Origin of the sequence: Streptococcus sp. NLAE-zl-C503 (assembly GCF_900104285.1) — a bacterium.
Lineage (GTDB): Bacteria > Bacillota > Bacilli > Lactobacillales > Streptococcaceae > Streptococcus.
Genome location: NZ_FNJT01000004.1, coordinates 110,821 through 134,569, shown reverse-complemented (window position 1 = coordinate 134,569; position 23,749 = coordinate 110,821). Strand labels below are relative to the sequence as shown.

General features: G+C 41.4%; 26 protein-coding genes. 24 read left to right on the top strand and 2 right to left on the bottom strand.

Annotation, left to right across the window (positions count from 1 at the left end; all coding sequences use genetic code 11):
- Positions 1-40 precede the first annotated feature (40 nt).
- The 22 genes from BLS46_RS07970 (at position 41) to BLS46_RS07860 (ending at position 18,397) form a co-directional block, all read left to right on the top strand.
- Positions 41-544 (top strand): phosphatase PAP2 family protein, encoded by a 504-nt coding sequence (locus BLS46_RS07970; protein WP_093586812.1) that lies wholly within the window; start codon positions 41-43, stop codon positions 542-544.
- A 113-nt stretch (positions 545-657) separates the two neighbouring features.
- Positions 658-1,104, top strand: coding sequence for a LytTR family DNA-binding domain-containing protein (locus BLS46_RS07965; RefSeq protein WP_000776591.1), 447 nt, complete (start codon positions 658-660; stop codon positions 1,102-1,104).
- Between the two features lie 5 nt (positions 1,105-1,109).
- A complete protein-coding gene (locus BLS46_RS07960) occupies positions 1,110-1,784 on the top strand; it encodes a LiaF transmembrane domain-containing protein (protein ID WP_093586810.1) in 675 nt (224 codons plus the stop codon).
- 104 nt (positions 1,785-1,888) lie between these two features.
- Positions 1,889-2,077, top strand: coding sequence for a 50S ribosomal protein L28 (gene rpmB, locus BLS46_RS07955; protein WP_001140948.1), 189 nt, complete (start codon positions 1,889-1,891; stop codon positions 2,075-2,077).
- A 152-nt stretch (positions 2,078-2,229) separates the two neighbouring features.
- A complete protein-coding gene (locus BLS46_RS07950) occupies positions 2,230-2,595 on the top strand; it encodes an Asp23/Gls24 family envelope stress response protein (protein WP_061454007.1) in 366 nt (121 codons plus the stop codon).
- A gap of 2 nt (positions 2,596-2,597) precedes the next feature.
- Complete coding sequence (locus tag BLS46_RS07945) at positions 2,598-4,262, top strand: DAK2 domain-containing protein (protein ID WP_093586808.1); 1,665 nt, start codon at positions 2,598-2,600, stop codon at positions 4,260-4,262.
- A 7-nt stretch (positions 4,263-4,269) separates the two neighbouring features.
- On the top strand, positions 4,270-4,839 hold the full coding sequence (locus tag BLS46_RS07940; RefSeq protein ID WP_093586806.1) for an SP0191 family lipoprotein: 570 nt from the start codon (positions 4,270-4,272) through the stop codon (positions 4,837-4,839).
- 121 nt (positions 4,840-4,960) lie between these two features.
- Positions 4,961-5,167, top strand: coding sequence for a hypothetical protein (locus tag BLS46_RS07935; RefSeq protein ID WP_180364074.1), 207 nt, complete (start codon positions 4,961-4,963; stop codon positions 5,165-5,167).
- A complete protein-coding gene (locus BLS46_RS07930; protein ID WP_093586802.1) occupies positions 5,164-5,358 on the top strand; it encodes a hypothetical protein in 195 nt (64 codons plus the stop codon). The genes BLS46_RS07935 and BLS46_RS07930 overlap by 4 nt, the downstream gene beginning before the upstream one ends.
- Positions 5,345-6,220, top strand: a complete 876-nt coding sequence (locus BLS46_RS07925; RefSeq protein ID WP_093586800.1) for an ABC transporter ATP-binding protein — start codon at positions 5,345-5,347, stop codon at positions 6,218-6,220. Before BLS46_RS07930 ends, BLS46_RS07925 begins: the two co-directional genes overlap by 14 nt.
- A 12-nt stretch (positions 6,221-6,232) precedes the next feature.
- Complete coding sequence (locus tag BLS46_RS07920) at positions 6,233-6,967, top strand: ABC transporter permease (RefSeq protein WP_093586798.1); 735 nt, start codon at positions 6,233-6,235, stop codon at positions 6,965-6,967.
- 4 nt (positions 6,968-6,971) lie between these two features.
- Complete coding sequence (locus tag BLS46_RS07915) at positions 6,972-8,069, top strand: sensor histidine kinase (protein ID WP_093586796.1); 1,098 nt, start codon at positions 6,972-6,974, stop codon at positions 8,067-8,069.
- A 1-nt stretch (position 8,070) separates the two neighbouring features.
- Positions 8,071-8,670 carry a response regulator transcription factor gene (locus BLS46_RS07910; protein WP_093586794.1) on the top strand — a complete coding sequence of 200 codons (600 nt, stop codon included), beginning with the start codon at positions 8,071-8,073 and terminating at the stop codon, positions 8,668-8,670.
- A 317-nt stretch (positions 8,671-8,987) separates the two neighbouring features.
- The gene (gene rpsL / locus BLS46_RS07900) at positions 8,988-9,401 is read left to right on the top strand and encodes a 30S ribosomal protein S12 (protein ID WP_001142332.1); all 414 of its coding nucleotides are present in this window, start codon (positions 8,988-8,990) and stop codon (positions 9,399-9,401) included.
- Between the two features lie 19 nt (positions 9,402-9,420).
- Positions 9,421-9,891, top strand: a complete 471-nt coding sequence (gene rpsG, locus BLS46_RS07895) for a 30S ribosomal protein S7 (protein WP_000087873.1) — start codon at positions 9,421-9,423, stop codon at positions 9,889-9,891.
- 279 nt (positions 9,892-10,170) lie between these two features.
- Complete coding sequence (gene fusA, locus BLS46_RS07890; protein WP_000090331.1) at positions 10,171-12,252, top strand: elongation factor G; 2,082 nt, start codon at positions 10,171-10,173, stop codon at positions 12,250-12,252.
- Between the two features lie 263 nt (positions 12,253-12,515).
- Positions 12,516-14,216, top strand: a complete 1,701-nt coding sequence (locus BLS46_RS07885) for an acetolactate synthase large subunit (protein WP_093586792.1) — start codon at positions 12,516-12,518, stop codon at positions 14,214-14,216.
- Positions 14,209-14,685 (top strand): acetolactate synthase small subunit, encoded by a 477-nt coding sequence (ilvN, locus tag BLS46_RS07880; protein WP_093586790.1) that lies wholly within the window; start codon positions 14,209-14,211, stop codon positions 14,683-14,685. Before BLS46_RS07885 ends, ilvN begins: the two co-directional genes overlap by 8 nt.
- 67 nt (positions 14,686-14,752) lie before the next feature.
- Positions 14,753-15,775, top strand: a complete 1,023-nt coding sequence (gene ilvC / locus BLS46_RS07875) for a ketol-acid reductoisomerase (protein ID WP_000290685.1) — start codon at positions 14,753-14,755, stop codon at positions 15,773-15,775.
- A gap of 78 nt (positions 15,776-15,853) precedes the next feature.
- Positions 15,854-17,104 carry a threonine ammonia-lyase IlvA gene (gene ilvA / locus BLS46_RS07870; RefSeq protein ID WP_093586788.1) on the top strand — a complete coding sequence of 417 codons (1,251 nt, stop codon included), beginning with the start codon at positions 15,854-15,856 and terminating at the stop codon, positions 17,102-17,104.
- Positions 17,105-17,181: 77 nt separating this feature from the next.
- Positions 17,182-18,078, top strand: coding sequence for an SPFH domain-containing protein (locus BLS46_RS07865; RefSeq protein ID WP_084974060.1), 897 nt, complete (start codon positions 17,182-17,184; stop codon positions 18,076-18,078).
- Between the two features lie 103 nt (positions 18,079-18,181).
- Complete coding sequence (locus tag BLS46_RS07860) at positions 18,182-18,397, top strand: capsule biosynthesis transcriptional regulator (protein ID WP_001130035.1); 216 nt, start codon at positions 18,182-18,184, stop codon at positions 18,395-18,397.
- A 93-nt stretch (positions 18,398-18,490) separates the two neighbouring features.
- Here the strand turns inward: BLS46_RS07860 and BLS46_RS07855 are convergent, their stop codons facing one another.
- Positions 18,491-19,231 (bottom strand): amino acid ABC transporter ATP-binding protein, encoded by a 741-nt coding sequence (locus BLS46_RS07855; protein WP_093586786.1) that lies wholly within the window; start codon positions 19,229-19,231, stop codon positions 18,491-18,493.
- Positions 19,231-20,793, bottom strand: a complete 1,563-nt coding sequence (locus tag BLS46_RS07850) for an ABC transporter substrate-binding protein/permease (RefSeq protein ID WP_093586784.1) — start codon at positions 20,791-20,793, stop codon at positions 19,231-19,233. Before BLS46_RS07850 ends, BLS46_RS07855 begins: the two co-directional genes overlap by 1 nt.
- Positions 20,794-20,926: 133 nt before the next feature.
- On the opposite strand from BLS46_RS07850, the gene BLS46_RS07845 reads away from it, so the two are divergent.
- Both BLS46_RS07845 and BLS46_RS07840 read left to right on the top strand, forming a co-directional pair.
- On the top strand, positions 20,927-22,816 hold the full coding sequence (locus tag BLS46_RS07845; RefSeq protein WP_093586782.1) for a DUF2207 domain-containing protein: 1,890 nt from the start codon (positions 20,927-20,929) through the stop codon (positions 22,814-22,816).
- Positions 22,817-22,877: 61 nt separating this feature from the next.
- A complete protein-coding gene (locus tag BLS46_RS07840) occupies positions 22,878-23,723 on the top strand; it encodes an undecaprenyl-diphosphate phosphatase (protein ID WP_093586780.1) in 846 nt (281 codons plus the stop codon).
- Positions 23,724-23,749 lie beyond the last annotated feature (26 nt).

Genomic DNA, 23,749 nt, shown 5'->3' with positions numbered 1-23,749 from the left:
CACCGGTAGACGAAAACAAGGTAATGAATGAGAATTATAAATGAAAAATTATCAAGAATGGTATCTAAATATCAGCTCCAGACTCACCAGCTATCCCACCCTTTTATTTCTATTACGCAGTTTCAATCGTTTGATGACAGTCGCCATGCCTATGGTCTATCTGACCTTGCTAGTCACCACTTATCTGCAATTAGGACTTGGGAAGCAAGTTGGGGTTTATGTGCTTATTCCTGCATCAGGTTTTGTGATCTTGTCTCTTTTTCGTAAGAAAATCAATCACCCGCGACCTTATGAAACTTGGGACATCCGTCCCCTTCTTGAAAAGGATAGTTCGGGACAGTCGATGCCCAGTCGCCATGTTTTTTCGGCAACTATCATCTCCATGGCCTGTCTGCATGCTAGTCTACCTGTTGGATTGATATGCTTGCTCTTTTCAGCTTTGTTGGGGTTGGTGAGGGTTTTAGGGGGTGTTCATTATCCCAAGGATGTCTTGGTTGGCTATGCTTGTGGTCTGGTGTGGGGATTCCTTTTCTTCCTATTCTGACATGTAAGTTAAGCTAGTCCTACAACCACTTACTGCTTCAAATTGACCACTTGCTTTTTTGCCCTTGTATTCCTAACTTAGCTTTGATATAGTAGAGTCAGAAAGGAGATGTGATGAAGTTACGAATTGAGATTGACGGCAATTTAGAGGAGACTGAAATTGTCATCAAGACACCCACTTTGACAGATGAAATTGCAGACTTGCAACGACTTTTGCAAGAGTCAAAGGCTCCGAGGTTGACTTTTTACAAGGGGACAGGTGAATATTATCTAGACCTGTCAGAAATTCTCTTCTTTGAAACAGAAGGGAGCAAGATCTACGCTCATAACCAGAAGGAAGCCTATGAAGTTCGTCTCAAACTTTATGAGTTGGAGTCCATCTTGCCTCGTTATTTTAGTCGAGTGTCCAAGTCAACTATCGCAAACATCCGTCAGATTTACTCAGTGGACAAGTCCTTTTCAGGAACGGGCACCATTTCCTTTTATCAGACGCACAAGGAGGTTCATGTCTCACGACATTACCAATCCCTCCTAAAAGAAAATCTAAGAAACATGAGGTAAAAAACATGAAAAAGAAAGCATTTGGTATTGTTTTATTGGTTCTAGCAGCTTGGATCTTGCTGCAAGGAAATTTTGGCATTCCTTCTTTGGATGGTAAGATATGGCCTTTGCTAGGTATCGCCTTTTTTGCTTACCAATCAGTTGAAGCTTTGCTTCGTCGTCATCTAACATCAGCAGTTTTTACCGCTCTAGTAGCCTTAATGATTGCGAATCATTTTTATAACATTTTGCCAATCCCAAACCAGTCTTTGTTTTGGGCTAGTGTCTTAGCAGTGCTAGGAGTTGGCTATCTCACTCACTCAAGTAAGTTTTGGTATGGCAAAAAATGGTGGTACAACGGTGAACGAACAGTCGTCACGGATAAGGAAGTCGCTTTTGGTAGTGGAACCTTTTATAAACAAGATCAAGATTTTGTAGATGACCAAGTTGAAGTCGCTTTTGGAGATGCAAAAATCTACTATGATAACGCTGAGATGTTAGGTGATTTTGCTACTTTGAATATCGAAGTGGCTTTTGGTAATGCAACTGTCTATGTCCCACAACACTGGCGTGTTGATTTGAAAGTAGAAACCTCCTTTGGTGCAGCTAAGGCAGATGCTCCTGTAGCGCCAACAAACAAAACCTTGATTATCCGTGGGGAAGTCGCTTTTGGTAAACTTGGAGTTGTTTACGTTAAATAAAAAAATAGTTTAGGCCCTTGATAAATTCAAGAAAGTGTGATAACATAGTACGGTATGTGGTGCTAGCACATCCGCTATATTAGATCTAATAGGAGGAAAACACAATGGCTAAAGTATGTTACTTTACAGGTCGTAAGACTGTATCAGGAAACAACCGTTCACACGCGATGAACCAAACAAAACGTGCCGTAAAACCAAACCTTCAAAAAGTTACTGTTCTTATCGATGGTAAACCTAAAAAAGTTTGGGCTTCAGCTCGTGCTTTGAAATCAGGTAAAGTTGAACGCGTTTAATAAAAATGAAAAGACCGCTTAGGTCTTTTTCTTTTGCTCTAAGGATAAAATCATTTGAAAAATAGAGTAAATATCCGCCGATACAGCATTCTGCTTTTACACTTGGGCTGAAATATGATAAAATAGAGTATCAACTAGTTGAGGTAAAAAAAATGACTGTAAAAATTAATACAAAAGATGGTCAAATCGAACTGACAGATGAAGTGATTGCAACCGTAGTAGGTGGTGCCGCAACTGAAATTTTTGGTGTGGTCGGTATGGCTAGTAAAAATGCCCTCAAAGACAATTTCCAAGCCCTTCTTGGTAAGGAAAATTATGCAAAAGGTGTTGTCGTGAAGGCCGCCGAAGATGGCAGTATTGCAGTTGATGTTTATACCGTCTTGAGCTACGGAACAAAGATTAGTGAAGTCTCAAAAAACATCCAAGAGCGTGTTCGTTTTAGTTTGGAAAACCAACTAGGAATCACTGCTCAGACTGTGAATGTCTACATTCAAAATATCAAAGTTGTAGGAGAATAATCGTGTCAAAAATTACTACCAGCTTATTTCAAGAGATGGTGCAGGCTGCATCAACTCGTTTGAATAAGCAAGCTGAATATGTCAATTCATTAAACGTCTTTCCAGTTCCAGATGGAGATACTGGGACAAACATGGGGATGACCATCGAGAATGGTGCCAAAGAAGTAGCAGACAAGCCAGCTTCTACAGTCGGAGAAGTGGCGAGCATTCTTGCTAAGGGGCTCTTGATGGGTGCGCGTGGAAACTCAGGAGTTATCACGTCTCAACTTTTCCGTGGCTTCTCCCAAGCTATCAAAGATAAAGACGAGTTAACAGGTCAAGACTTGGCCCTTGCTTTCCAATCTGGTGTCGAAGTAGCTTACAAGGCAGTTATGAAACCAGTCGAAGGAACTATTTTGACAGTTTCTCGTGGAGCGGCTATCGGTGCCAAGAAAAAAGCTGAGCAAACAGATGATGCCGTTGAGGTCATGCGTGCAGCCTTGGAAGGTGCTAAGAGAGCTCTGGCTAAGACTCCTGATATGCTCCCAGTCTTGAAAGAGGTTGGTGTCGTGGACTCTGGTGGTCAAGGTTTGGTCTTCATCTATGAAGGTTTCCTTTCAGCACTCACTGGTGAATACAGCGCTTCTGAGGACTTTGTAGCAACTCCTGCCAACATGGGTGAAATGATCAATGCTGAACACCATAAGTCAGTTGCTGGACATGTCGCAACAGAAGATATCACTTTTGGTTACTGTACGGAGATCATGGTTGCTCTCAAACAAGGCCCAACTTATTCTAAGGACTTTGACTATGATGAATTCCGTAACTACTTGAATGAACTTGGGGACTCGCTCCTTGTTGTCAACGATGATGAGATTGTCAAAGTTCACGTCCATACCGAAGATCCAGGTCTTGTTATGCAAGAAGGGCTTAAATATGGTAGCTTGGTCAAGGTTAAAGTGGACAACATGCGCAACCAACACGAAGCACAAGTAGAAAAAGAAGCTCAAGTCAGCAAGCCAGCTGAAGAAAAGGAATATGCCCTTATCGCAGTAGTAGCAGGTCAAGGCTTGGCAGATATCTTCCGTGCCCAAGGTGTGGATTATGTCATTGAAGGTGGACAAACCATGAACCCTTCGACAGAAGACTTTATCAAGGCTGTTGAGCAAGTCAATGCTCGCAACATCATCTTCTTGCCAAACAACAAAAATATCTTCATGGCAGCTCAATCTGCCGCAGAGGTGTTAGATCAACCAGCTGTTGTGGTAGAAGCTCGTACTCTTCCTCAAGGATTGACGAGTCTGCTTGCCTTTGACCCAAGCAAATCAATCGAAGAAAACAAAGAACATATGACTGCAGCCCTCGGTGATGTCATCAGCGGAAGTGTAACTACTGCCGTTCGTGACACAACTATCGATGGCTTGGAAATTCATGAAAACGACAATCTTGGTATGGTAGATGGCAAAATCCTTGTGTCAAACCCTGACATGCACCAAACCTTGACTGAAACTTTGAAACATATGTTGGACGAAGATAGTGAAATTGTGACTTTCTATGTCGGCGAAGACGGAAGCGAAGAACTTGCCAATGAAATTGCTCAAGAAATCGCAGAAGAATTTGAAGATGTTGAAGTAGAGATTCACCAAGGTCAACAACCTGTATATCCATATCTTTTTAGTGTGGAATAGGAGATTTATGAAGAAAGTTTTAGGATTGATTTTTGCAGCGTTACTTGCTCTTGCTGGCTGTGGTCAAACCAACACCGCAACAACAGAGTCAAGTAGTACAGCAAGTTCGGTTGATTCATCTAGTCAGGCCAGTCAGGTAAAAGAAGAAATCAAGGAAACGACCAAAGTCTTTGTAGGAAAAGTCGCAGATACCGATGCTCGTATAACGGTTGTTTACACAGATGTTGTCAAACAATTTACGATGGAACTGATGGGTGATTTTGGAAATGAAATCCCTGCCGAAGTGAGTGTAGAGGAATTGCAAGCTCTTCTGCGTGGGGAAATGGTTACTAGTCCAGAATATTTAGAAATTAAAGATGAGCCAGGGGTTTCTATGGACTATTTTGTCACAGAAGACAAAAACTGGAAAGCGATACTTAGTCTTGATTTTGAAAAGGCAAATGTAGATAAGATTAAAAATACTTATTATTTTAAGGATCTTCTGGAGGATGTAGAAGATATTAAAAAACCTAATATTTTCATCGCTGGATTAAAAGTTGAAGGTTTCAAAGAAGAGAGTACAACCTCTGCTGTATAAAAATATCGTTGAATAAGAAAGTTGATTTTTCAACTTTCTTTTTTTATGACATTTGTCATATTTCCTAGTGACAGAAGCATCTAGCTCCGCTAACTTCAAAAGACTATAATTGAAGTAGAAACTGGAGGAAGTAGAAATGAAAAATAAAATGATTGTCGCAGTGAGTTTGGTAGCAGCAGGAGTTATGACCTATCTCATGTTTTCAGGATTGGACGAGGGCTTCTATCATTTTCCTTGGGAGCTATTTGCTTGCTTTGGAATGCTGTCTTGGCTCGTCAGAGAAGGTTTGAAATTAGTCAGAGATGTGAAAAAGGAGTTTAAGGAATGAAAAAGGCAATCATCTATTTCTTTATCGGCCTGTCACTCTTGGTATGGTTAGTGGAAATGTTTACTGGTTGGTTTGACCAAACCTTGCTTCGCCAATTTATTCGTGGTGCTTTGGGGGGTGGATTTATGATTTTCATTGTTTTCCCTATGGGAATGAAGTGGTTGAAAGGAGAATCTCATGACTGTGATTAAAGTTGAGAAATTGAGTAAGAAAATAAAAGACAAGGAGATCTTGCGAAACATCTCTTTTGAAATCAACGATGGTGAATGTGTCGCCTTGATCGGACCTAACGGAGCAGGGAAGACAACCTTGATTGATTGCCTCTTGGGCGACAAGTTCATGAGCTCAGGTCAGATAGGCATTCAAGGCTTTGCACCAACAGATCCTCGATTAAAGAAGCTTGTTTCTGTCTTGCCTCAAGAAAATGCAGTTGTTCAAAGCTTGAAGGTGAAAGAACTTCTATCATTTTTCAAGTCACTTTATCCCGACAGCCTTTCAGACAAAGAAATTGATGATCTGTTAAGATTCTCAGACAAGCAGAAAAATCAGCTAGCGGGCAAGTTGTCTGGTGGGCAAAAACGCTTGTTCTCTTTCGTGTTGACTTTAATAGGTCGTCCGGAAATTCTATTTTTAGACGAGCCAACTGCTGCCATGGATACGTCGACACGTCAGCATTTTTGGGAAATTGTCAATCGGTTAAAGAAAAATGGTGTCACCATTGTCTACTCTTCTCACTATATCGAAGAGGTAGAACATACGGCTGACCGCATTTTGGTGCTCCATAAGGGAGAATTGATTCGCGATACGACGCCTTATGCCATGCGTGGTGAAGAACAAGAAAAACACTTTACCGTGCCTCTAACTTATCAGGAAGTTATCAGAACTTTAGACCAAGTTCAAGAGATTGAAATCAAGCAAAATGCTCTTTCCTTCACCACCAAAGAAGCCAGCCAGGTATGGAAAGTCTTGCAAGAACAGGGCTGCATGATCGAAGAAATTGAAGTTCGCAATCGAACTCTCTTAGACAGTATCTTCGAAACGACTCAAGACTAAAGGAGATTGACGATGAAAAATATGACAAGTCTCATGAAAGTGGAAATCATTCTGATGAAACGGCAAGCAGTCTACTACTTGCTATCCATCGGACTTCCAAGTGTGTTTTACCTTATCTTTTCTGGTATGATGTCAGGGTCAGATATTCCAGAAATTGCTCTTCAAGCCTATCTCTTTGCCATGACGCTCTTTAGTATCATGTCAAGTGCTTTTTTCAGTGTCCCAAGCACACTCGAGTCTGATAAGACAAACAACTGGCAAAAATTGATTCAACATTCTCCCGTATCTATGGTAGAATATTATGTAGCAAAACTGTTCAGCACTCTGCTAACTTTCTTGTTATCAATTATAGTTGTCTTTTCAGTAGGTCATTTTGTCCGTGGAGTTACGCTACCTTGGCTTGACTGGCTGGTAATTGGTGCTATTTTGCTGGTCGGAAGCGTGGTCTTTATCAGTATGGGTGTCTTGGTGAGCTTGCTTCCCAGTGCTCAACTGATGACGGTTGTTGGAAATATTGCCTATATTGCTTTGGCTGTCCTAGGTGGACTGTGGTTCCCTTTGAGTTCCTTCCCAGAATGGCTCCAATCCATTGGAAAACTGACCCCAACCTATCAACTGATGCAGGTCGTCTCTTCCTATTTGGAGCACCACGAATTTAATATTCTTGCTGCCTTGGTTGTACTAGGTTATACAGTTTTCTTTGGTGTATTGGTAATCCAACTGAAAAAACGGATCGAGGTAAAATAAATCTATGTTGGAAAAATTAAAAAACACTCATTATATGTTTCATATTTCATTAGTGTTTATCATCTTTCCTATAGCGGGTGTCATCAGTGGAGAGTACCCGCTTTTAACCTTGTTCTGGACATTATTATTTGTCCTAGCCTTCTATTCGATTTTATTAAGTCAAAACCGCACCGTGCAGTGGCTGGCTTGGTGGGTCATGATTGCCTACATTTTTTATACATCGGTTTGGCTGAATTCGGGTTTCACATGGTTTATCTTTTATTTATCTAACCTCCTCATTTATGAGCTGGATGAGATTTCTCTTCACTCTTGGCGTTTTGTCAGTTTTGTTGTCTTGCAGCCATTGATTTTAACCGGGATTTATATGGTCAATCATGTTAGTCCTTGGCAATTGCTCTTTTTCTTGGTGACTTTTGTCTTTTCTGATGCTTTTACCTTTGGTCTCTATCGAATTCGGATGACAGAAGAATTAAAGGAAGAAAAGAGAAAGCAAAATGCCAAGCTTAATCTTTTCTTGGCTGAAAATGAACGCAGCCGTATCGGTCAGGATCTTCATGACAGTCTAGGTCACACCTTTGCTATGCTGAGTGTCAAGACAGATTTAGCATTACAGTTATTACAGATGCAGGCTTATCCACAGGTGGAAAAGGAATTAAGAGAAATACAGCAAATTAGCAAAGAATCAATGCGTGAAGTTCGAACCATTGTGGAAAATCTTAAGTCTAGAACTTTGACATCAGAATTAGAGACTGTGAAAAAGATGTTAGAAATTGCTGGAATTGAGGTGGAAATAGCTAATCAACTAGATACAGTTAGCCTAACTCAGGAATTAGAATCAACGGCCTCCATGATTTTACTTGAGTTAGTGACCAACATCATCAAACATGCCAAAGCGTCGAAAGCCTACTTGAAATTAGAACGAACAGAGAAAGAACTCATTCTAACAGTGAGAGATGATGGCTGTGGCTTTGCTTCTCTAAACGGGGATGAACTTCATACAGTCCGCGATCGTGTCCTTCCATTTTCAGGAGAAGTAAAGGTGATCAGTCAGAAACAGCCGACGGAAGTGCAGGTTCGACTACCTTATAAGGAGAGAAACTAAGATGAAACTACTTGTTGCAGAAGATCAAAGTATGTTGCGAGATGCTATGTGCCAGTTGCTTACCTTTCAACCAGATGTGGAGTCCGTCCTACAAGCCAAGGATGGCCAAGAAGCAATCCGATTTTTAGAAAAAGAGACAGTAGATATCGCAATTCTTGACGTAGAAATGCCTGTTAAGACTGGCCTTGAAGTCTTGGAGTGGATACGAGCAGAAAAGCTAGAAACTAAGGTAGTCGTCGTGACGACCTTCAAGCGCCCTGGCTATTTTGAACGTGCAATCAAGGCTGGAGTAGATGCATATGTCTTGAAAGAAAGGAGCATTGCAGACCTCATGCAAACCTTGCACACTGTTCTCGAAGGACGCAAGGAATATTCGCCTGAATTGATGGAAGTGGTAATGACGCACCCCAATCCGTTAACAGAGCAAGAAATAGCTGTTTTAAAGGGAATCGCTCAGGGCTTGTCTAATCAAGAAATCGCGGATCAGCTTTATCTATCAAATGGAACCGTCCGAAACTATGTCACCAATATTCTTTCAAAACTAGATGCTGGTAATCGAACAGAGGCAGCCAATATTGCAAAAGAGTCTGGTTGGCTTTGATAAGAATGCTAAAAACATCTCAAACGAATGTTTAATTGAAGGAAATCCATACCAGAAAGTAGGAGGCAATTTTGCCTCCTTTTCTGGTTTAGAAAAGCGGTAAGAGCTTGTTTTGAAGACTTAAAAGATCAGAATAAAAACGAAAAAAATATTGACAAGGAAAGAAAAAATGTGTTACAATAATAGACGGTACTTTTTACTTTTGGTCTCTCAAAAGTGTACAGGGACGTGCTGACAAATGTTGCAAAAGTACACACAGATGGTAGCTGTCACCAAGTGTATCATCACCAAAAATAAAAAAACACAGGAGAATGTAGATGCCTACAATTAACCAATTGGTTCGCAAACCGCGTAAATCAAAAGTAGAAAAATCTAAATCACCAGCTTTGAACGTTGGTTACAACAGTCATAAAAAAGTTCAAACAAACGTTTCTTCACCACAAAAACGTGGTGTTGCAACTCGTGTTGGAACAATGACACCTAAAAAACCTAACTCAGCCCTTCGTAAATTCGCTCGTGTACGTTTGAGCAACCTTATCGAAGTTACTGCCTACATCCCAGGTATCGGACACAACTTGCAAGAGCACAGCGTGGTGCTTCTTCGCGGTGGACGTGTAAAAGACCTTCCAGGGGTACGTTACCATATCGTACGTGGTGCACTTGATACTGCAGGTGTTAACGATCGTAAACAAGGCCGTTCTAAATACGGTACTAAACGTCCAAAAGCATAAGGAAAGGGGATAAAGAGAAATGAGTCGTAAAAATAGAGCTCCAAAACGTGACGTATTGCCAGATCCGCTTTACAATTCACAATTAGTTACTCGTCTTATCAACCGCGTTATGCTTGATGGTAAACGTGGTACAGCTGCTTCAATCGTTTACGGTGCTTTTGAGCAAATCAAAGAAGCTACTGGTAACGATGCACTTGAAGTATTTGAAACAGCTATGGAAAATATCATGCCTGTACTTGAAGTACGTGCACGTCGTGTTGGTGGATCTAACTACCAAGTCCCAGTTGAAGTTCGTCCAGAACGTCGTACAACACTTGGACTTCGTTGGTTGGTAACAATCGCTCGCCTTCGTGGTGAACACACAATGCAAGACCGTCTTGCGAAAGAAATCTTGGATGCTGCGAATAACACTGGTGCAGCTGTTAAGAAACGTGAAGACACTCACCGTATGGCTGAAGCTAACCGTGCCTTCGCACACTTCCGTTGGTAAGATAGGATACGAAAGCGTTAAGAAAGTCCCAGAGAAAATAGGGAATCGAAGTAGGTTGCGATTGCAACCAATGAGATTCATCTTTTTCTCCAGACTTTTAGCTTGAGTTCAACTCAGCTAACTTAAGCTTTTAGCCCGAGTTCAATTCAACTTACCATCTCGTAAGTTGAAACCAACAAAAACAAGATAAACATTGAGAACGGGTAGGTCCTGCCTATCCGTTTTTTCTAAATAATGTTATAATAGATTGTAAAATAAAAAATAGGAGAAACTAACCTCATGGCACGCGAATTTTCACTTGAAAAAACTCGTAATATCGGTATCATGGCTCACGTCGATGCCGGTAAAACAACAACTACTGAGCGTATTCTTTACTACACTGGTAAAATCCACAAAATCGGTGAAACTCACGAAGGTGCGTCACAAATGGACTGGATGGAGCAAGAGCAAGAACGTGGTATCACTATCACATCTGCTGCGACAACAGCTCAATGGAACAACCACCGCGTAAACATCATCGACACACCAGGACACGTGGACTTCACAATCGAAGTACAACGTTCTCTTCGTGTATTGGACGGTGCGGTTACTGTTCTTGACTCACAATCAGGTGTTGAGCCTCAAACTGAAACAGTTTGGCGTCAAGCAACTGAGTACGGAGTTCCACGTATCGTATTTGCCAACAAAATGGACAAAATCGGTGCTGACTTCCTTTACTCTGTAAGCACACTTCACGACCGTCTTCAAGCAAACGCACACCCAATCCAATTGCCAATCGGTGCTGAAGATGACTTCCGTGGTATCATCGACTTGATCAAGATGAAAGCTGAAATCTATACTAACGACCTTGGTACAGATATCCTTGAAGAAGATATTCCAGCTGAATACCTTGACCAAGCTCAAGAATACCGTGAAAAATTGATCGAAGCAGTTGCTGAAACTGACGAAGAATTGATGATGAAATACCTTGAAGGTGAAGAAATCACTAACGAAGAATTGAAAGCTGGTATCCGTAAAGCGACTATCAACGTTGAATTCTTCCCAGTATTATGTGGATCAGCCTTCAAGAACAAAGGTGTTCAATTGATGCTTGATGCGGTTATCGACTACCTTCCAAGCCCGCTTGATATCCCAGCAATCAAAGGTATCAACCCAGATACAGACGAAGAAGAAACTCGTCCAGCATCTGATGAAGAGCCATTTGCAGCTCTTGCCTTCAAGATTATGACTGACCCATTCGTAGGTCGTTTGACATTCTTCCGTGTATACTCAGGTGTTCTTCAATCAGGTTCTTATGTATTGAACACTTCTAAAGGTAAACGTGAACGTATCGGACGTATCCTTCAAATGCACGCTAACAGCCGTCAAGAAATTGACACTGTTTACTCAGGTGATATCGCTGCTGCCGTTGGTTTGAAAGATACTACAACTGGTGACTCATTGACAGATGAAAAAGCTAAAATCATCCTTGAGTCAATCAATGTTCCAGAACCGGTTATCCAATTGATGGTTGAGCCAAAATCTAAAGCTGACCAAGACAAGATGGGTATCGCCCTTCAAAAATTGGCTGAAGAAGATCCAACATTCCGCGTTGAAACAAACGTTGAAACTGGTGAAACAGTTATCTCAGGTATGGGTGAACTTCACCTTGACGTCCTTGTTGACCGTATGCGTCGTGAGTTCAAAGTGGAAGCAAACGTAGGTGCTCCTCAAGTATCTTACCGTGAAACATTCCGCGCTTCTACTCAAGCACGTGGATTCTTCAAACGTCAGTCTGGTGGTAAAGGTCAATTCGGTGATGTATGGATTGAATTTACTCCAAACGAAGAAGGAAAAGGATTCGAATTCGAAAACGCAATCGTCGGTGGTGTGGTTCCTCGTGAATTTATCCCAGCGGTTGAAAAAGGTTTGGTAGAATCTATGGCTAACGGTGTTCTTGCTGGTTACCCAATGGTTGACGTTAAAGCTAAGCTTTACGATGGTTCATACCACGATGTCGACTCATCTGAAACTGCCTTCAAGATCGCGGCTTCACTTGCTCTTAAAGAAGCTGCTAAGACTGCACAACCAGCTATCCTTGAGCCAATGATGCTTGTAACCATCACTGTTCCTGAAGAAAACCTTGGTGATGTTATGGGTCACGTAACTGCTCGTCGTGGACGTGTTGATGGTATGGAAGCACACGGTAACAGTCAAATCGTACGTGCTTACGTTCCACTTGCTGAAATGTTTGGTTACGCAACTGTTCTTCGTTCAGCATCTCAAGGACGTGGTACCTTCATGATGGTATTTGACCACTACGAAGATGTACCTAAGTCAGTACAAGAAGAAATCATTAAGAAAAATAAAGGTGAAGACTAATCAGTCCTCACTCTAGAAGGAAGTCACTTAGTGGCTTCCTTTTTATATTCTATATCAAGGAAGGTTAGAAAAATATACCCTAAACTAAATTTGGCAGTAATAAAATCGTTCAATTCCCTATTCATATTTATAAAAATAGGAAAAACATTCATAAAAACACGTTTAGATAGAAAATTCAGAAAATTGCTTCTTTTGCCTTGAAAATTTTTGAAAAAATGGTATGATAGTAACAAGCTATTTTTAAGAGAAGAGAAAGGGGAACAATGGAGAAAATCAGTTTAGACGCTCCTAAGACGGGATCGGATCTAGTTTTGGAAACCCTCCGTGGTTTAGGAATTGATACCATATTTGGTTATCCTGGTGGGGCTGTCTTGCCTTTATATGATGCGATTTATAATTTCAAAGGCATTCGCCACATCTTGGGTCGCCATGAACAAGGCTGTTTGCATGAAGCTGAAGGTTATGCCAAATCAACTGGAAAGTTGGGTGTCGCAGTCGTCACAAGTGGACCAGGAGCAACGAATGCCATTACAGGGATTGCAGACGCCATGAGCGATAGCGTTCCCCTTTTGGTCTTTACAGGTCAGGTTGCGCGAGCTGGGATTGGGAAGGATGCCTTTCAGGAGGCGGATATTGTCGGTATTACCATGCCCATTACCAAGTACAATTACCAAGTCCGTGAGACAGCTGACATTCCACGTATCATTACCGAAGCTGTCCATATCGCGACCACAGGTCGCCCAGGGCCAGTTGTGATCGACTTGCCAAAGGATGTATCTGCCTTAGAGACAGATTTTATCTATTCACCAGAAGTACATTTACCGAGTTATCAACCGACGATAGAACCAAACGACATGCAAATCAAGAAAATCTTGAAACAATTGTCAAAGGCTAAAAAACCTGTTTTGTTAGCAGGCGGTGGTATCAGCTATGCAGAAGCTTCTAAGGAGCTCAATGAATTTGCTGAACGTTACCAAATTCCAGTAGTCACCAGTCTTTTAGGACAAGGTACGATTGCGACTAGCCATCCGCTCTTTCTTGGAATGGGAGGAATGCATGGTTCTTTCGCGGCCAATATTGCGATGACTGAAGCAGACTTTATGATTAGTATTGGTTGCCGTTTCGATGACCGCTTAACTGGAAATCCTAAGACCTTTGCTAAAAATGCTAAGGTTGCCCATATCGACGTTGACCCAGCTGAGATTGGTAAGATTATCAGTGCAGATATTCCTGTAGTGGGGGATGCTAAGAAAGCCTTGCAGATGCTACTGGCAGAACCAACTGTTCATAACAATACTGAAAAGTGGATTGAAAAAGTCACCAAGGATAAGAATCGAGTTCGTTCTTATGATAAGAAAGAACGTGTGGTTCAACCGCAGGCCGTTATCGAACGCATCGGCGAGTTGACAAATGGAGATGCCATTGTTGTCACAGACGTAGGGCAACATCAAATGTGGACAGCTCAGTATTATCCTTACCAAAATGAGCGTCAGTTAGTCACTTCGGGAGGTTTGGGTACCATGGGATTCGGAGTTCCTGCGGCTATCGGAGCCAAGATTGCCAATCCAGAAAAAGAAGTTATCCTTTTTGTCGGTGACGGTGGTTTCCAAATGACCAACCAAGAACTAGCTATCCTAAACATCTACAAGGTGCCGATTAAGGTCGTGATGTTGAACAATCACTCACTAGGAATGGTTCGCCAGTGGCAGGAATCCTTCTATGAGGGTAGAACTTCTGAGTCAGTCTTTGACACTCTCCCTGACTTCCAGCTGATGGCACAGGCTTACGGCATCAAAAACTATAAATTTGATAATCCAGAGACGATAGAGAAGGATTTAGAAGTCATTCTGGAGGATGTGCCCATGTTTATCGAGGTGGATATTTCTCGTAAGGAACAGGTTTTACCAATGGTACCAGCCGGTAAGAGCAATCATGAGATGTTGGGGGTGAAGTTCCATGCGTAGAATGTTAACAGCAAAACTACAAAATCGTTCAGGAGTTTTGAATCGTTTTACAGGTGTCCTTTCTCGTCGTCAAGTCAATATTGAGAGTATCTCAGTTGGTTCGACAGAAGACCCCAATGTATCTCGTATTACTATCATTATTGATGTGGCTTCTCATGATGAAGTAGAGCAAATCATTAAACAGCTCAATCGTCAGATTGATGTGATTCGCATTCGTGATATTACAGATAAACCACACTTGGAAAGAGAAGTTATCTTGGTGAAGGTATCTGCTCCTGCTGAGAAGCGTGCAGAAATCTTGGCCATTATTCAACCCTTCCGTGCAACGGTAGTAGATGTGGCTCCAAGCTCAATCACTATCCAGATGACGGGAAACGCTGAAAAGAGTGAAGCTTTATTGCGAGTGATTCGACCATATGGTATTAAAAATATCGCTCGTACGGGTGCGACTGGATTTACCCGCGATTAAAAATCCTACTTAAATTTGTTAAACCAGCCCCTCTAAGGCAATAAAAAATAGAAAAGAGAGAAAAACTATGGCAGTTCAAATGGAATATGAAAAAGATGTTAAAGTAGCAGCGCTTGACGGTAAAAAAATCGCCGTTATCGGTTATGGTTCACAAGGACATGCGCATGCGCAAAACTTGCGTGACTCAGGTCGAGATGTCATCATCGGTGTGCGTCCAGGTAAATCTTTTGACAAAGCAAAAGAAGACGGATTTGACACTTACACAGTAGCAGAAGCAACTAAATTGGCTGACGTTATCATGATCTTGGCACCAGACGAAATCCAACAAGAATTGTACGAAGCAGAAATCGCTCCAAACTTGGAAGCTGGAAATGCAGTTGGATTTGCTCATGGTTTCAACATTCACTTTGAATTTATCAAAGTTCCTGCAGATGTAGATGTCTTCATGTGTGCTCCTAAAGGGCCAGGACACTTGGTGCGCCGTACTTATGAAGAAGGATTTGGTGTTCCAGCTCTTTATGCAGTCTACCAAGATGCAACAGGAAATGCAAAAAACATTGCCATGGACTGGTGTAAAGGTGTTGGAGCAGCTCGTGTTGGTTTGCTTGAAACAACTTATAAAGAAGAAACTGAAGAAGATTTGTTTGGTGAACAAGCTGTACTTTGTGGTGGTTTGACTGCCCTTATCGAAGCAGGTTTTGAAGTATTGACAGAAGCAGGCTATGCCCCAGAATTGGCTTACTTTGAAGTTCTTCACGAAATGAAATTGATCGTTGACTTGATTTATGAAGGTGGATTCAAGAAAATGCGTCAATCTATTTCAAACACTGCTGAATACGGTGACTATGTATCAGGTCCACGTGTGATTACTGAGCAAGTTAAAGAAAACATGAAAGCTGTTTTGGCAGACATCCAAAATGGTACATTTGCAAATGACTTTGTAAATGACTACAAGGCTGGTCGTCCAAAACTCACTGCTTACCGTGAACAAGCAGCTAACCTTGAAATTGAAAAAGTTGGTGCAGAACTACGTAAAGCAATGCCATTCGTTGGTAAAAACGACGACGATGCTTTCAAAATCTATAACTAATTCTTAGAATAAAAACAGAAGGCGAGTTGGGGGGTACCTAACTCGCTTTTTACCTTGTAAAGTATTTGAGGAGGAGACATGCTAAGTGCAAAAGATGTGGTGAAAGCCCACAAAGTTTTAAGTGGTGTAGTAGTCAATACACCACTGGAATATGATCATTATTTATCGGAGAAATATGGTGCTAAGATTTATCTGAAAAAGGAAAATGCGCAACGAGTTCGCTCTTTTAAAATTCGTGGAGCCTATTATGCCATTTCTCAACTATCAAAAGAAGAACGTGAGCGTGGTGTGGTTTGTGCATCAGCGGGGAATCACGCTCAAGGTGTCGCCTACACTTGTAAGGAGATGAAGATTCCTGCAACGATCTTTATGCCCATCACAACACCGCAACAAAAGATTGGACAGGTTCGCTTTTTTGGTGGAGAGTTTGTGACAATCAAGTTGGTTGGGGATACCTTTGATGCTTCTGCTAAGGCAGCACAAGAATTTACCGTTTCAGAAAATAGAACCTTTATCGATCCTTTTGATGATGCGCATGTACAGGCCGGTCAAGGGACTGTGGCCTACGAAATTCTTGAAGAAGCCCGTAAAGAGTCTATTGATTTTGATACAGTACTAGTTCCGGTAGGTGGTGGCGGACTGATTGCAGGGGTTTCTACCTATATCAAAGAAACCAATCCCGCTATCGAAGTAATTGGTGTAGAAGCCAATGGTGCCCGTTCGATGAAGGCAGCCTTTGAAGCTGGAGGACCAGTTAAACTCAAAGAAATTGACAAATTTGCTGATGGCATAGCTGTGCAGAAAGTTGGGCAGTTGACTTATGAAGCAACTCGTCAGAATGTTGAAACTCTTATTGGAGTAGATGAGGGTTTGATTTCGGAGACCTTGATTGATCTTTATTCCAAGCAAGGAATTGTCGCCGAACCTGCTGGAGCGGCCAGCATTGCAGCCTTGGAAGTTCTATCAGACTATATCAAAGGCAAGACGATTTGCTGTATCATTTCTGGGGGCAATAACGATATTAACCGTATGCCAGAGATGGAAGAACGTGCCTTGATTTACGATGGTATCAAGCATTATTTTGTCGTAAACTTCCCACAACGTCCAGGGGCTCTTCGTGAGTTTGTAAATGACATCTTGGGACCAAATGATGACATCACTCGTTTTGAGTATATCAAACGGGCCAGCAAGGGGACAGGGCCGGTCTTGATTGGGATTGCTCTTGCTGATAAGCATGATTATGCTGGCTTGATTCATCGGATGGAAAAGTTTGACCCATCTTATATCAATCTGAACGGAAATGAGACCTTGTATAATATGCTAGTCTAAAATAAATTTGCTATCATATTATTTGCCAATTTCCTATAATGATGCTATAATGATGGTGACGAAAGGGGGAGATTCCCATGGTTTTACATGTTTTACTTGTTCTCTTTATTCTAGTGCTGATTGCATCAGCGATTATTGTCAGCTCTGTGTATGTGGTACGACAACAGTCTGTCGCTATTATCGAGCGTTTTGGTAAATACCAAAAGTTGAGTAATAGTGGTATTCATGTACGAGCACCTTTTGGAATTGATAGAATTGCGGCCAGGGTGCAATTGCGTCTATTGCAAAGTGAGATCGTCGTGGAAACAAAAACGCAGGATAACGTCTTTGTGACCATGAATGTGGCGACTCAGTATCGAGTGAATGAGAACAATGTCACAGATGCTTACTATAAACTAATGAGACCAGAAGCTCAAATCAAATCCTATATTGAGGATGCCTTGCGTTCGTCTGTACCTAAATTGACCTTGGATGAACTATTTGAGAAAAAAGATGAAATTGCATTAGAAGTTCAAAAGCAAGTAGCAGAAGAAATGTCTACATATGGTTACATCATTGTAAAAACATTGATTACGAAGGTTGAGCCTGACGCTGAAGTTAAACAATCAATGAATGAAATCAATGCTGCCCAACGTAAGAGAGTCGCTGCGCAAGAACTTGCAGAAGCAGATAAGATTAAGATTGTGACAGCGGCGGAAGCAGAGGCAGAAAAAGATCGTCTACACGGGGTAGGGATTGCAGAACAGCGTAAGGCTATTGTTGACGGACTTGCTGATTCTATTCAAGAATTAAAAGGAGCCAATGTTGAACTCACGGAAGCCCAGATTATGTCTATTCTATTAACAAATCAGTATTTAGATACTTTGAATAATTTCGCAGACAATAAGGGCAATAACACCATCTTCCTACCAGCAAATCCTGATGGAGTTGAAGATATACGGACAAGCATATTATCAGCTTTAAAAGCTAAGTAATAACAATTCATTATTTGTTTTCAATAAGTAGATGTTTTTTTGTGGATAATCCTAAAAGAATGGATATATTTCAGTATCGTAAAGAACAAAATAGGAGAAGAACATGGCTAAATCAAACTTTGAAAAAGTAGAATCAGTTGTTGGCTGGGTTCGTGATAAGAAAATCACAGGTTACCGTATCTCTAAGGAAACAAATGCACGTGAAATGTCAATTATTGCTTTGGCACAAGGTCGTGCAAAAGTGAAAAATATTTCATTTGAAACAGCCCTAGGTTTGATTGATTTTTATGACAAGAATCATGAAAAATTTGAAGATTAAACTAGGCTTACAGGCAGATTCTTAAAGTGGATCTGTCTTTTGTTTTGAAAAGAGTTAGTAAAAAGACTACATATTTTATGCAGTCTTTGTTTGTTATTTGAGATAGCGCTGAAGAAATTCTCGTGTCCGCTCTTCTTTAGGGTTTGTGAAGAGGTCTTCTGGTTTGCCTTCTTCAGCGATGAGGCCCTTATCCATAAAGATGACACGGTGTGAGACATCGCGGGCGAACTCCATTTCGTGGGTGACGACGATCATAGTCAGGCCTTCTTGAGCCAGGTCTTGCATGATTTTAAGGACTTCACCGACCATTTCTGGGTCAAGGGCAGATGTTGGTTCGTCGAAAAGGATGGCGTCAGGATTTATGGAGAGGGCGCGTGCGATGGCCACACGTTGCTTCTGGCCACCAGAGAGTTGTTTTGGTTTGGCTTGCCAATAGCGTTCTCCCATGCCAACTTTTTCAAGATTTTCTTTGGCAATTTTTTCAGCTTCAGAGCGTTCTCGTTTAAGGACAGTCGTTTGGGCGACGATCGTATTTTCGAGAACATCGAGGTTTTCAAAGAGATTGAAGGATTGAAAAACCATGCCGAGTTTTTCACGATAATGGGTGAGGTTATAGCCTTTTTCTAAGACGTTTTCTCCTCGATAGAGAATCTCTCCCTCTGTAGGCGTTTCTAGTAAATTGATCGAACGAAGGAAGGTTGATTTTCCACTTCCTGAGCTTCCGATGATGGAAATAACCTCTCCTTTATGGACGGTGAGAGAAATGTCTTTTAGCACTTCGTTTTGCCCATAGGATTTTTTGAGGTGTTTGATTTCAAGGATTGGTTGTGTCATTATTTCAAATCCTCCGTTTGCATTTGGTTAGCACCTGTAGTATAGGTATCCATGTCCATACGGCGTTCGATGAAGCGTAGGATACGCGTTACGGTGAAGGTGAGGACAAAGTAAATCACGGCGATGATTGTAAATGTCTGGAAGTATTGATAAGTTTGAGTTGCCACGGTATTTCCAGAGAAGTAGAGTTCCACAACAGAGATAACATTCAGTACAGACGTATCCTTGATATTGATGACAAACTCATTACCAGTAGCAGGTAAGATATTGCGAACGACTTGAGGGAGGACAACCTTGCGCATGGTCTGATTATGGGTCATACCAAGAGCAGTTGCGGCTTCAAACTGTCCCTTATCAACTGCTAGGATACCTCCACGGACGATTTCTGTCATATAGGCACCAGTGTTGATTGAAACGATGAAGATAGCTGCATGTGTGCGATCGAGATTGATTCCAAAGGCTTGTGCTGTACCATAGTAGATAACCATAGATTGAACGATCATAGGCGTACCACGGAAAATTTCAATATAGACATTGAGAATCCAGCCAAGTAGTTTTTGCAAGCCATAGATGGCCTTGTTTTCAGATAGAGGAGCTGTACGGAAGACTCCGATTGCAAGCCCGATAATAAGCCCTGCGATGGTCCCGATAATGGAGATCAAGAGTGTGATACCAGCACCACGCAAGAGTTGTTGCCAGTTTTCAGAAAGAATTTTAGCGACTTGACTAAAGAAGCTGCTTTCTTCCTCCGTTGTTGTCGCCTCCACTGGTTGCTCTTTGATCATCCGATCCATGAGGGCTACTTGTTCGTCCTTAGAAATGGTTTCAATGCTGGCATTGATTTGGCTGATGCGACTATCGTCTTTGCGAAGACCAATTGCAATAGCGGTGTCTTCTTCTCCGGTTTCAAAGCCCTTGTCAAGCTGGACCATCTTGAATTTGGAGTTGGCAGACTCAGCGGTCAGTGCTTCAGGTCGTTCAGAAACATAGGCATCAATGACACCGGCTTCCAGAGCTTGGCGCATCTGAGCGAAGTCGCCCATAGCAGTTTCTTTTTTGGCACCTGGAATTTGGGAAATCAGGTCATAAAGGTAAACGCCTTGTTGAGACGTGATTTTTGCTCCGCTAAAGTCGTTTAAAGATTTGGCATTGGCATAGGCGGAGTCCTTTTTGACCAATAGAACAGGTTCACTGGTATAGTAACTGCTTGAAAAGGCAATTTCTTGTTTACGTTCAGCTGTTGGGCTCATACCTGCAATGATCATATCGATTTTGCCAGAAGTAAGAGCAGGAACAAGTCCCTCCCATTTGGTTTTCACCACCAAAGGTTCCTTACCTAGATCTTTGGCAATCTTTTTAGCGATTTGGACATCGTAGCCATTGGCATATTGGTTGGTACCGTCAATTTTGACAGCACCGTTACTATCATCGTCTTGGGTCCAGTTGAAGGGGGCGTAAGCTGCCTCCATCCCGATGCGTAAATATTCGTCAGCTTGGACCTGGCTAACTAGTCCCAGTGTAAGGGCTAGGCTAGCAAGGATAGATAAGCATAATTTTTTCATGTTTTCTCCTATTTCTAGTCTAAAAATGACTTCTCTCTATTGTATCGAAAAATAGTGAGATTTTCAATACAAGTAAGCCTTTACTTATAAAAAATGATATAATGATAGCAAAGATAAAAAGGGGGATTGTGTTGTGAAAAAGACTTTTTTCGTGCTTTTATTTAGCTTGTTTTGTATTTTACCACTCTCTGTTTTTGCGGTTGATTTCAAGATTCGCTCTTATCAAGGTGATTTGTATATTCATGCAGATAATACAGCAGAATTTAGGGAGAAAGTAGTCTACTATTTTGATGAAGACTTTAATGGACAACTAGTAGGACTTGGCCGTTCTGGTAAGATGCCAAAGGGCTTTGAAATAGATTCCAGTCCGAAGATTCAGGTATGGAAAAATGCTAGTGCCATTGAAAATGTCAATAGTGAAGTGATAGAAGAATCGGAAGGTTATACTGTAAAAGTGTATAATCCAGGCCAAGAGGGAGATACTGTTGAAGTGGTGATCACATGGAAACTAAAAAATCTCCTATTTCTATATGATGATATCGCGGAACTTAATTGGCAGCCCCTGACGGATAGTTCAGAACCTATCGAAAAATTTGAGTTTCGAGTAACGGGCTTTAATGGAGCAGAAAAATTGTTCTTTCATACAGGGAAACTCTTTACAGAGGGCAAGGTAGAAAAGATAGATGGTGATTATCGTGTTCATTTACAGAACCTACCTCGTCAGCGTGGGGTTGAGTTGCATGCATATTGGCCTAGAAAAGATTTTGGAACAGCTTTGGATCAGGGATTGAAGGGCAATCGTTTAGCAGAATTTGAAAAAATAGAGGAATCCATTACTGCTGAAAAAGCTCAGAGCAAAGCTCTGGTTACGTGGATTATCCCTTTGCTACTCTCGCTTTCCTTAGTCTTTAGTGTTATTTTCTACTGCCTTTACAGAAGAAAAACCTCCCCATCGAAGAAATATGCTAAAAATCACCGTCTCTATGAACCGCCAATGGACTTAGAACCGATGGTTTTATCGGAAGCTGTTTACTCCACTTCTTTAGAGGAAGTCAGTCCCTTGACCAAGGGAGGAGGGAAATTCACCTTTGACCAACTCGTTCAGGCAACTTTATTGGATGTGATCGACCGTGGACATGTTTCAATCATCTCAAATGGAGATGAGGTCCGTTTAAAGGTCGTAAAAGAAAAAGGATTGGCAAGTTTTGAAAAAGATTGCCTTAATTTAGCCTTTTCAGGAAGAGAAGAAGTGCTTGTTTCAGATTTGTTTGCAGATTACCAAGTGTCAACTAGTCTTTACCAAGGTGCAAAAGCAGCTGATGAAAAACGAATTCAGAAAACAGGACGTAAGCTTAAGTCGTCTTTTGAGCAAGCTCTGAAGCAGATGCAGGATGGAGTGAGAAAGCGGGTTTCCTCTTTGCAACTTCCAGATTATTATCGTTCACTGAGTAATGGTGAAAAAATCCTGCGATTGACGATAGGTGTCTTTACGATTTTACCTGCTTTCGTTGGTTTTGGCTGGTTCTTGTATAGTTTGGATGCCCACGGGTATCTTTCTCTGCTACTTCTTATCTTTGGATTTGCAGGCTTGATGTTAGCTGCCGTCTATTATTGGACAACCCGATTTGATACTCGTGATGGTGTTTTAAATGAAGATGGACTAGAAGTGTACTATCTCTGGACTAGTTTTGAAAACATGCTTCGCGATATCGCCCATCTAGACAAGGCAGAATTAGAGAGTATTGTTCTTTGGAATCGCCTCCTTGTCTATGCTACTTTATTTGGTTATGCGGACAAGGTGAGTCATTTGATGAAATCTTATCAGATTCAAGTTGAGAACCCAGATATCAATCTTTACGTAGCTTATGGCTGGCACAGTATGTTTTATCATTCAACTGCTCAAATGAGTCACTATGCTAGTATTGCAAACACAGCAAGTACCTACTCCGTCTCTTCTGGAAGTGGAAGTTCTGGCGGAGGATTCTCCGGAGGTGGAGGCGGTGGTAGCATCGGCGCCTTCTAGAAAAAATCTATCGCAACATCCGAAATTATGCTATAATAGAGGACAGAAAAAGGAGTAATGTATGTATTTTATTGAAATTTTGAAGTCAATCTTTTTTGGGATTGTTGAAGGAATTACAGAATGGTTGCCCATTTCAAGTACTGGCCACTTAATCTTGGTTGAAGAATTTGTACAATACAAGGACCAAAATGAAGCCTTCATGTCCATGTTTAATGTTGTCATTCAGCTCGGTGCCATTTTAGCAGTTATGGTCATTTACTTTAATAAGCTCAATCCCTTCAAATCTGGAAAAACTAAGGTCGAAGTTCGTAGAACTTGGCAATTGTGGTCAAAAGTTCTCGTTGCAACCTTGCCTTTACTATTGGTTTTTAAACTAGATGATTGGTTTGATGCCAACTTCCATAACATGGTTTCGGTTGCCATTATGTTGATTATCTATGGTGTTGCCTTTATCTATCTTGAAAAACGAAATAAGGCGCAAGCCATTGAACCAACAGTAACAGAGCTAGACAAGTTGCCTTATAAAACAGCTCTTTACATTGGACTCTTCCAAGTCCTCGCCCTCTTTCCAGGAACAAGCCGTTCAGGTGCGACTATCGTTGGTGGTTTGTTGAATGGAACAAGCCGCTCTGTCGTAACAGAGTTTACCTTCTACCTCGGAATCCCTGTTATGTTTGGGGCTAGTGCTTTAAAGATTTTCAAATTTATTAAAGCAGGTCAACTTTTGAGTTTTGGACAACTGTTCTTGCTCTTGGTAGCTATGGGTGTTGCCTTTGCAGTCAGCATGGTTGCTATTCGTTTCTTGACTAGCTATGTGAAGAAGCACGACTTTACACTCTTTGGTAAATACCGTATTGTACTTGGTAGTGTCTTGTTGCTTTACAGTTTTGTGCGTTTATTTGTATAAGAAAAAGCTTGAGGGAATTTTCCTTC

Excerpts from the sequence above, each read along its gene's own strand:
- BLS46_RS07865 (WP_084974060.1), top strand. The coding sequence starts at position 17,182 with ATGGTTTTACATGTTTTACTTGTTCTCTTTATTCTAGTGCTGATTGCA.
- ilvC (WP_000290685.1), top strand. The coding sequence starts at position 14,753 with ATGGCAGTTCAAATGGAATATGAAAAAGATGTTAAAGTAGCAGCGCTT.
- rpmB (WP_001140948.1), top strand. The coding sequence starts at position 1,889 with ATGGCTAAAGTATGTTACTTTACAGGTCGTAAGACTGTATCAGGAAAC.
- fusA (WP_000090331.1), top strand. The coding sequence starts at position 10,171 with ATGGCACGCGAATTTTCACTTGAAAAAACTCGTAATATCGGTATCATG.
- BLS46_RS07920 (WP_093586798.1), top strand. The coding sequence starts at position 6,233 with ATGAAAAATATGACAAGTCTCATGAAAGTGGAAATCATTCTGATGAAA.
- BLS46_RS07855 (WP_093586786.1), bottom strand. The coding sequence starts at position 19,231 with ATGACACAACCAATCCTTGAAATCAAACACCTCAAAAAATCCTATGGG.
- rpsL (WP_001142332.1), top strand. The coding sequence starts at position 8,988 with ATGCCTACAATTAACCAATTGGTTCGCAAACCGCGTAAATCAAAAGTA.
- ilvN (WP_093586790.1), top strand. The coding sequence starts at position 14,209 with ATGCGTAGAATGTTAACAGCAAAACTACAAAATCGTTCAGGAGTTTTG.
- BLS46_RS07960 (WP_093586810.1), top strand. The coding sequence starts at position 1,110 with ATGAAAAAGAAAGCATTTGGTATTGTTTTATTGGTTCTAGCAGCTTGG.
- BLS46_RS07915 (WP_093586796.1), top strand. The coding sequence starts at position 6,972 with ATGTTGGAAAAATTAAAAAACACTCATTATATGTTTCATATTTCATTA.
- BLS46_RS07910 (WP_093586794.1), top strand. The coding sequence starts at position 8,071 with ATGAAACTACTTGTTGCAGAAGATCAAAGTATGTTGCGAGATGCTATG.
- BLS46_RS07860 (WP_001130035.1), top strand. The coding sequence starts at position 18,182 with ATGGCTAAATCAAACTTTGAAAAAGTAGAATCAGTTGTTGGCTGGGTT.
- ilvA (WP_093586788.1), top strand. The coding sequence starts at position 15,854 with ATGCTAAGTGCAAAAGATGTGGTGAAAGCCCACAAAGTTTTAAGTGGT.
- BLS46_RS07925 (WP_093586800.1), top strand. The coding sequence starts at position 5,345 with ATGACTGTGATTAAAGTTGAGAAATTGAGTAAGAAAATAAAAGACAAG.
- BLS46_RS07930 (WP_093586802.1), top strand. The coding sequence starts at position 5,164 with ATGAAAAAGGCAATCATCTATTTCTTTATCGGCCTGTCACTCTTGGTA.
- BLS46_RS07840 (WP_093586780.1), top strand. The coding sequence starts at position 22,878 with ATGTATTTTATTGAAATTTTGAAGTCAATCTTTTTTGGGATTGTTGAA.
- BLS46_RS07885 (WP_093586792.1), top strand. The coding sequence starts at position 12,516 with ATGGAGAAAATCAGTTTAGACGCTCCTAAGACGGGATCGGATCTAGTT.
- BLS46_RS07940 (WP_093586806.1), top strand. The coding sequence starts at position 4,270 with ATGAAGAAAGTTTTAGGATTGATTTTTGCAGCGTTACTTGCTCTTGCT.
- BLS46_RS07965 (WP_000776591.1), top strand. The coding sequence starts at position 658 with ATGAAGTTACGAATTGAGATTGACGGCAATTTAGAGGAGACTGAAATT.
- rpsG (WP_000087873.1), top strand. The coding sequence starts at position 9,421 with ATGAGTCGTAAAAATAGAGCTCCAAAACGTGACGTATTGCCAGATCCG.
- BLS46_RS07850 (WP_093586784.1), bottom strand. The coding sequence starts at position 20,793 with ATGAAAAAATTATGCTTATCTATCCTTGCTAGCCTAGCCCTTACACTG.
- BLS46_RS07950 (WP_061454007.1), top strand. The coding sequence starts at position 2,230 with ATGACTGTAAAAATTAATACAAAAGATGGTCAAATCGAACTGACAGAT.
- BLS46_RS07970 (WP_093586812.1), top strand. The coding sequence starts at position 41 with ATGAAAAATTATCAAGAATGGTATCTAAATATCAGCTCCAGACTCACC.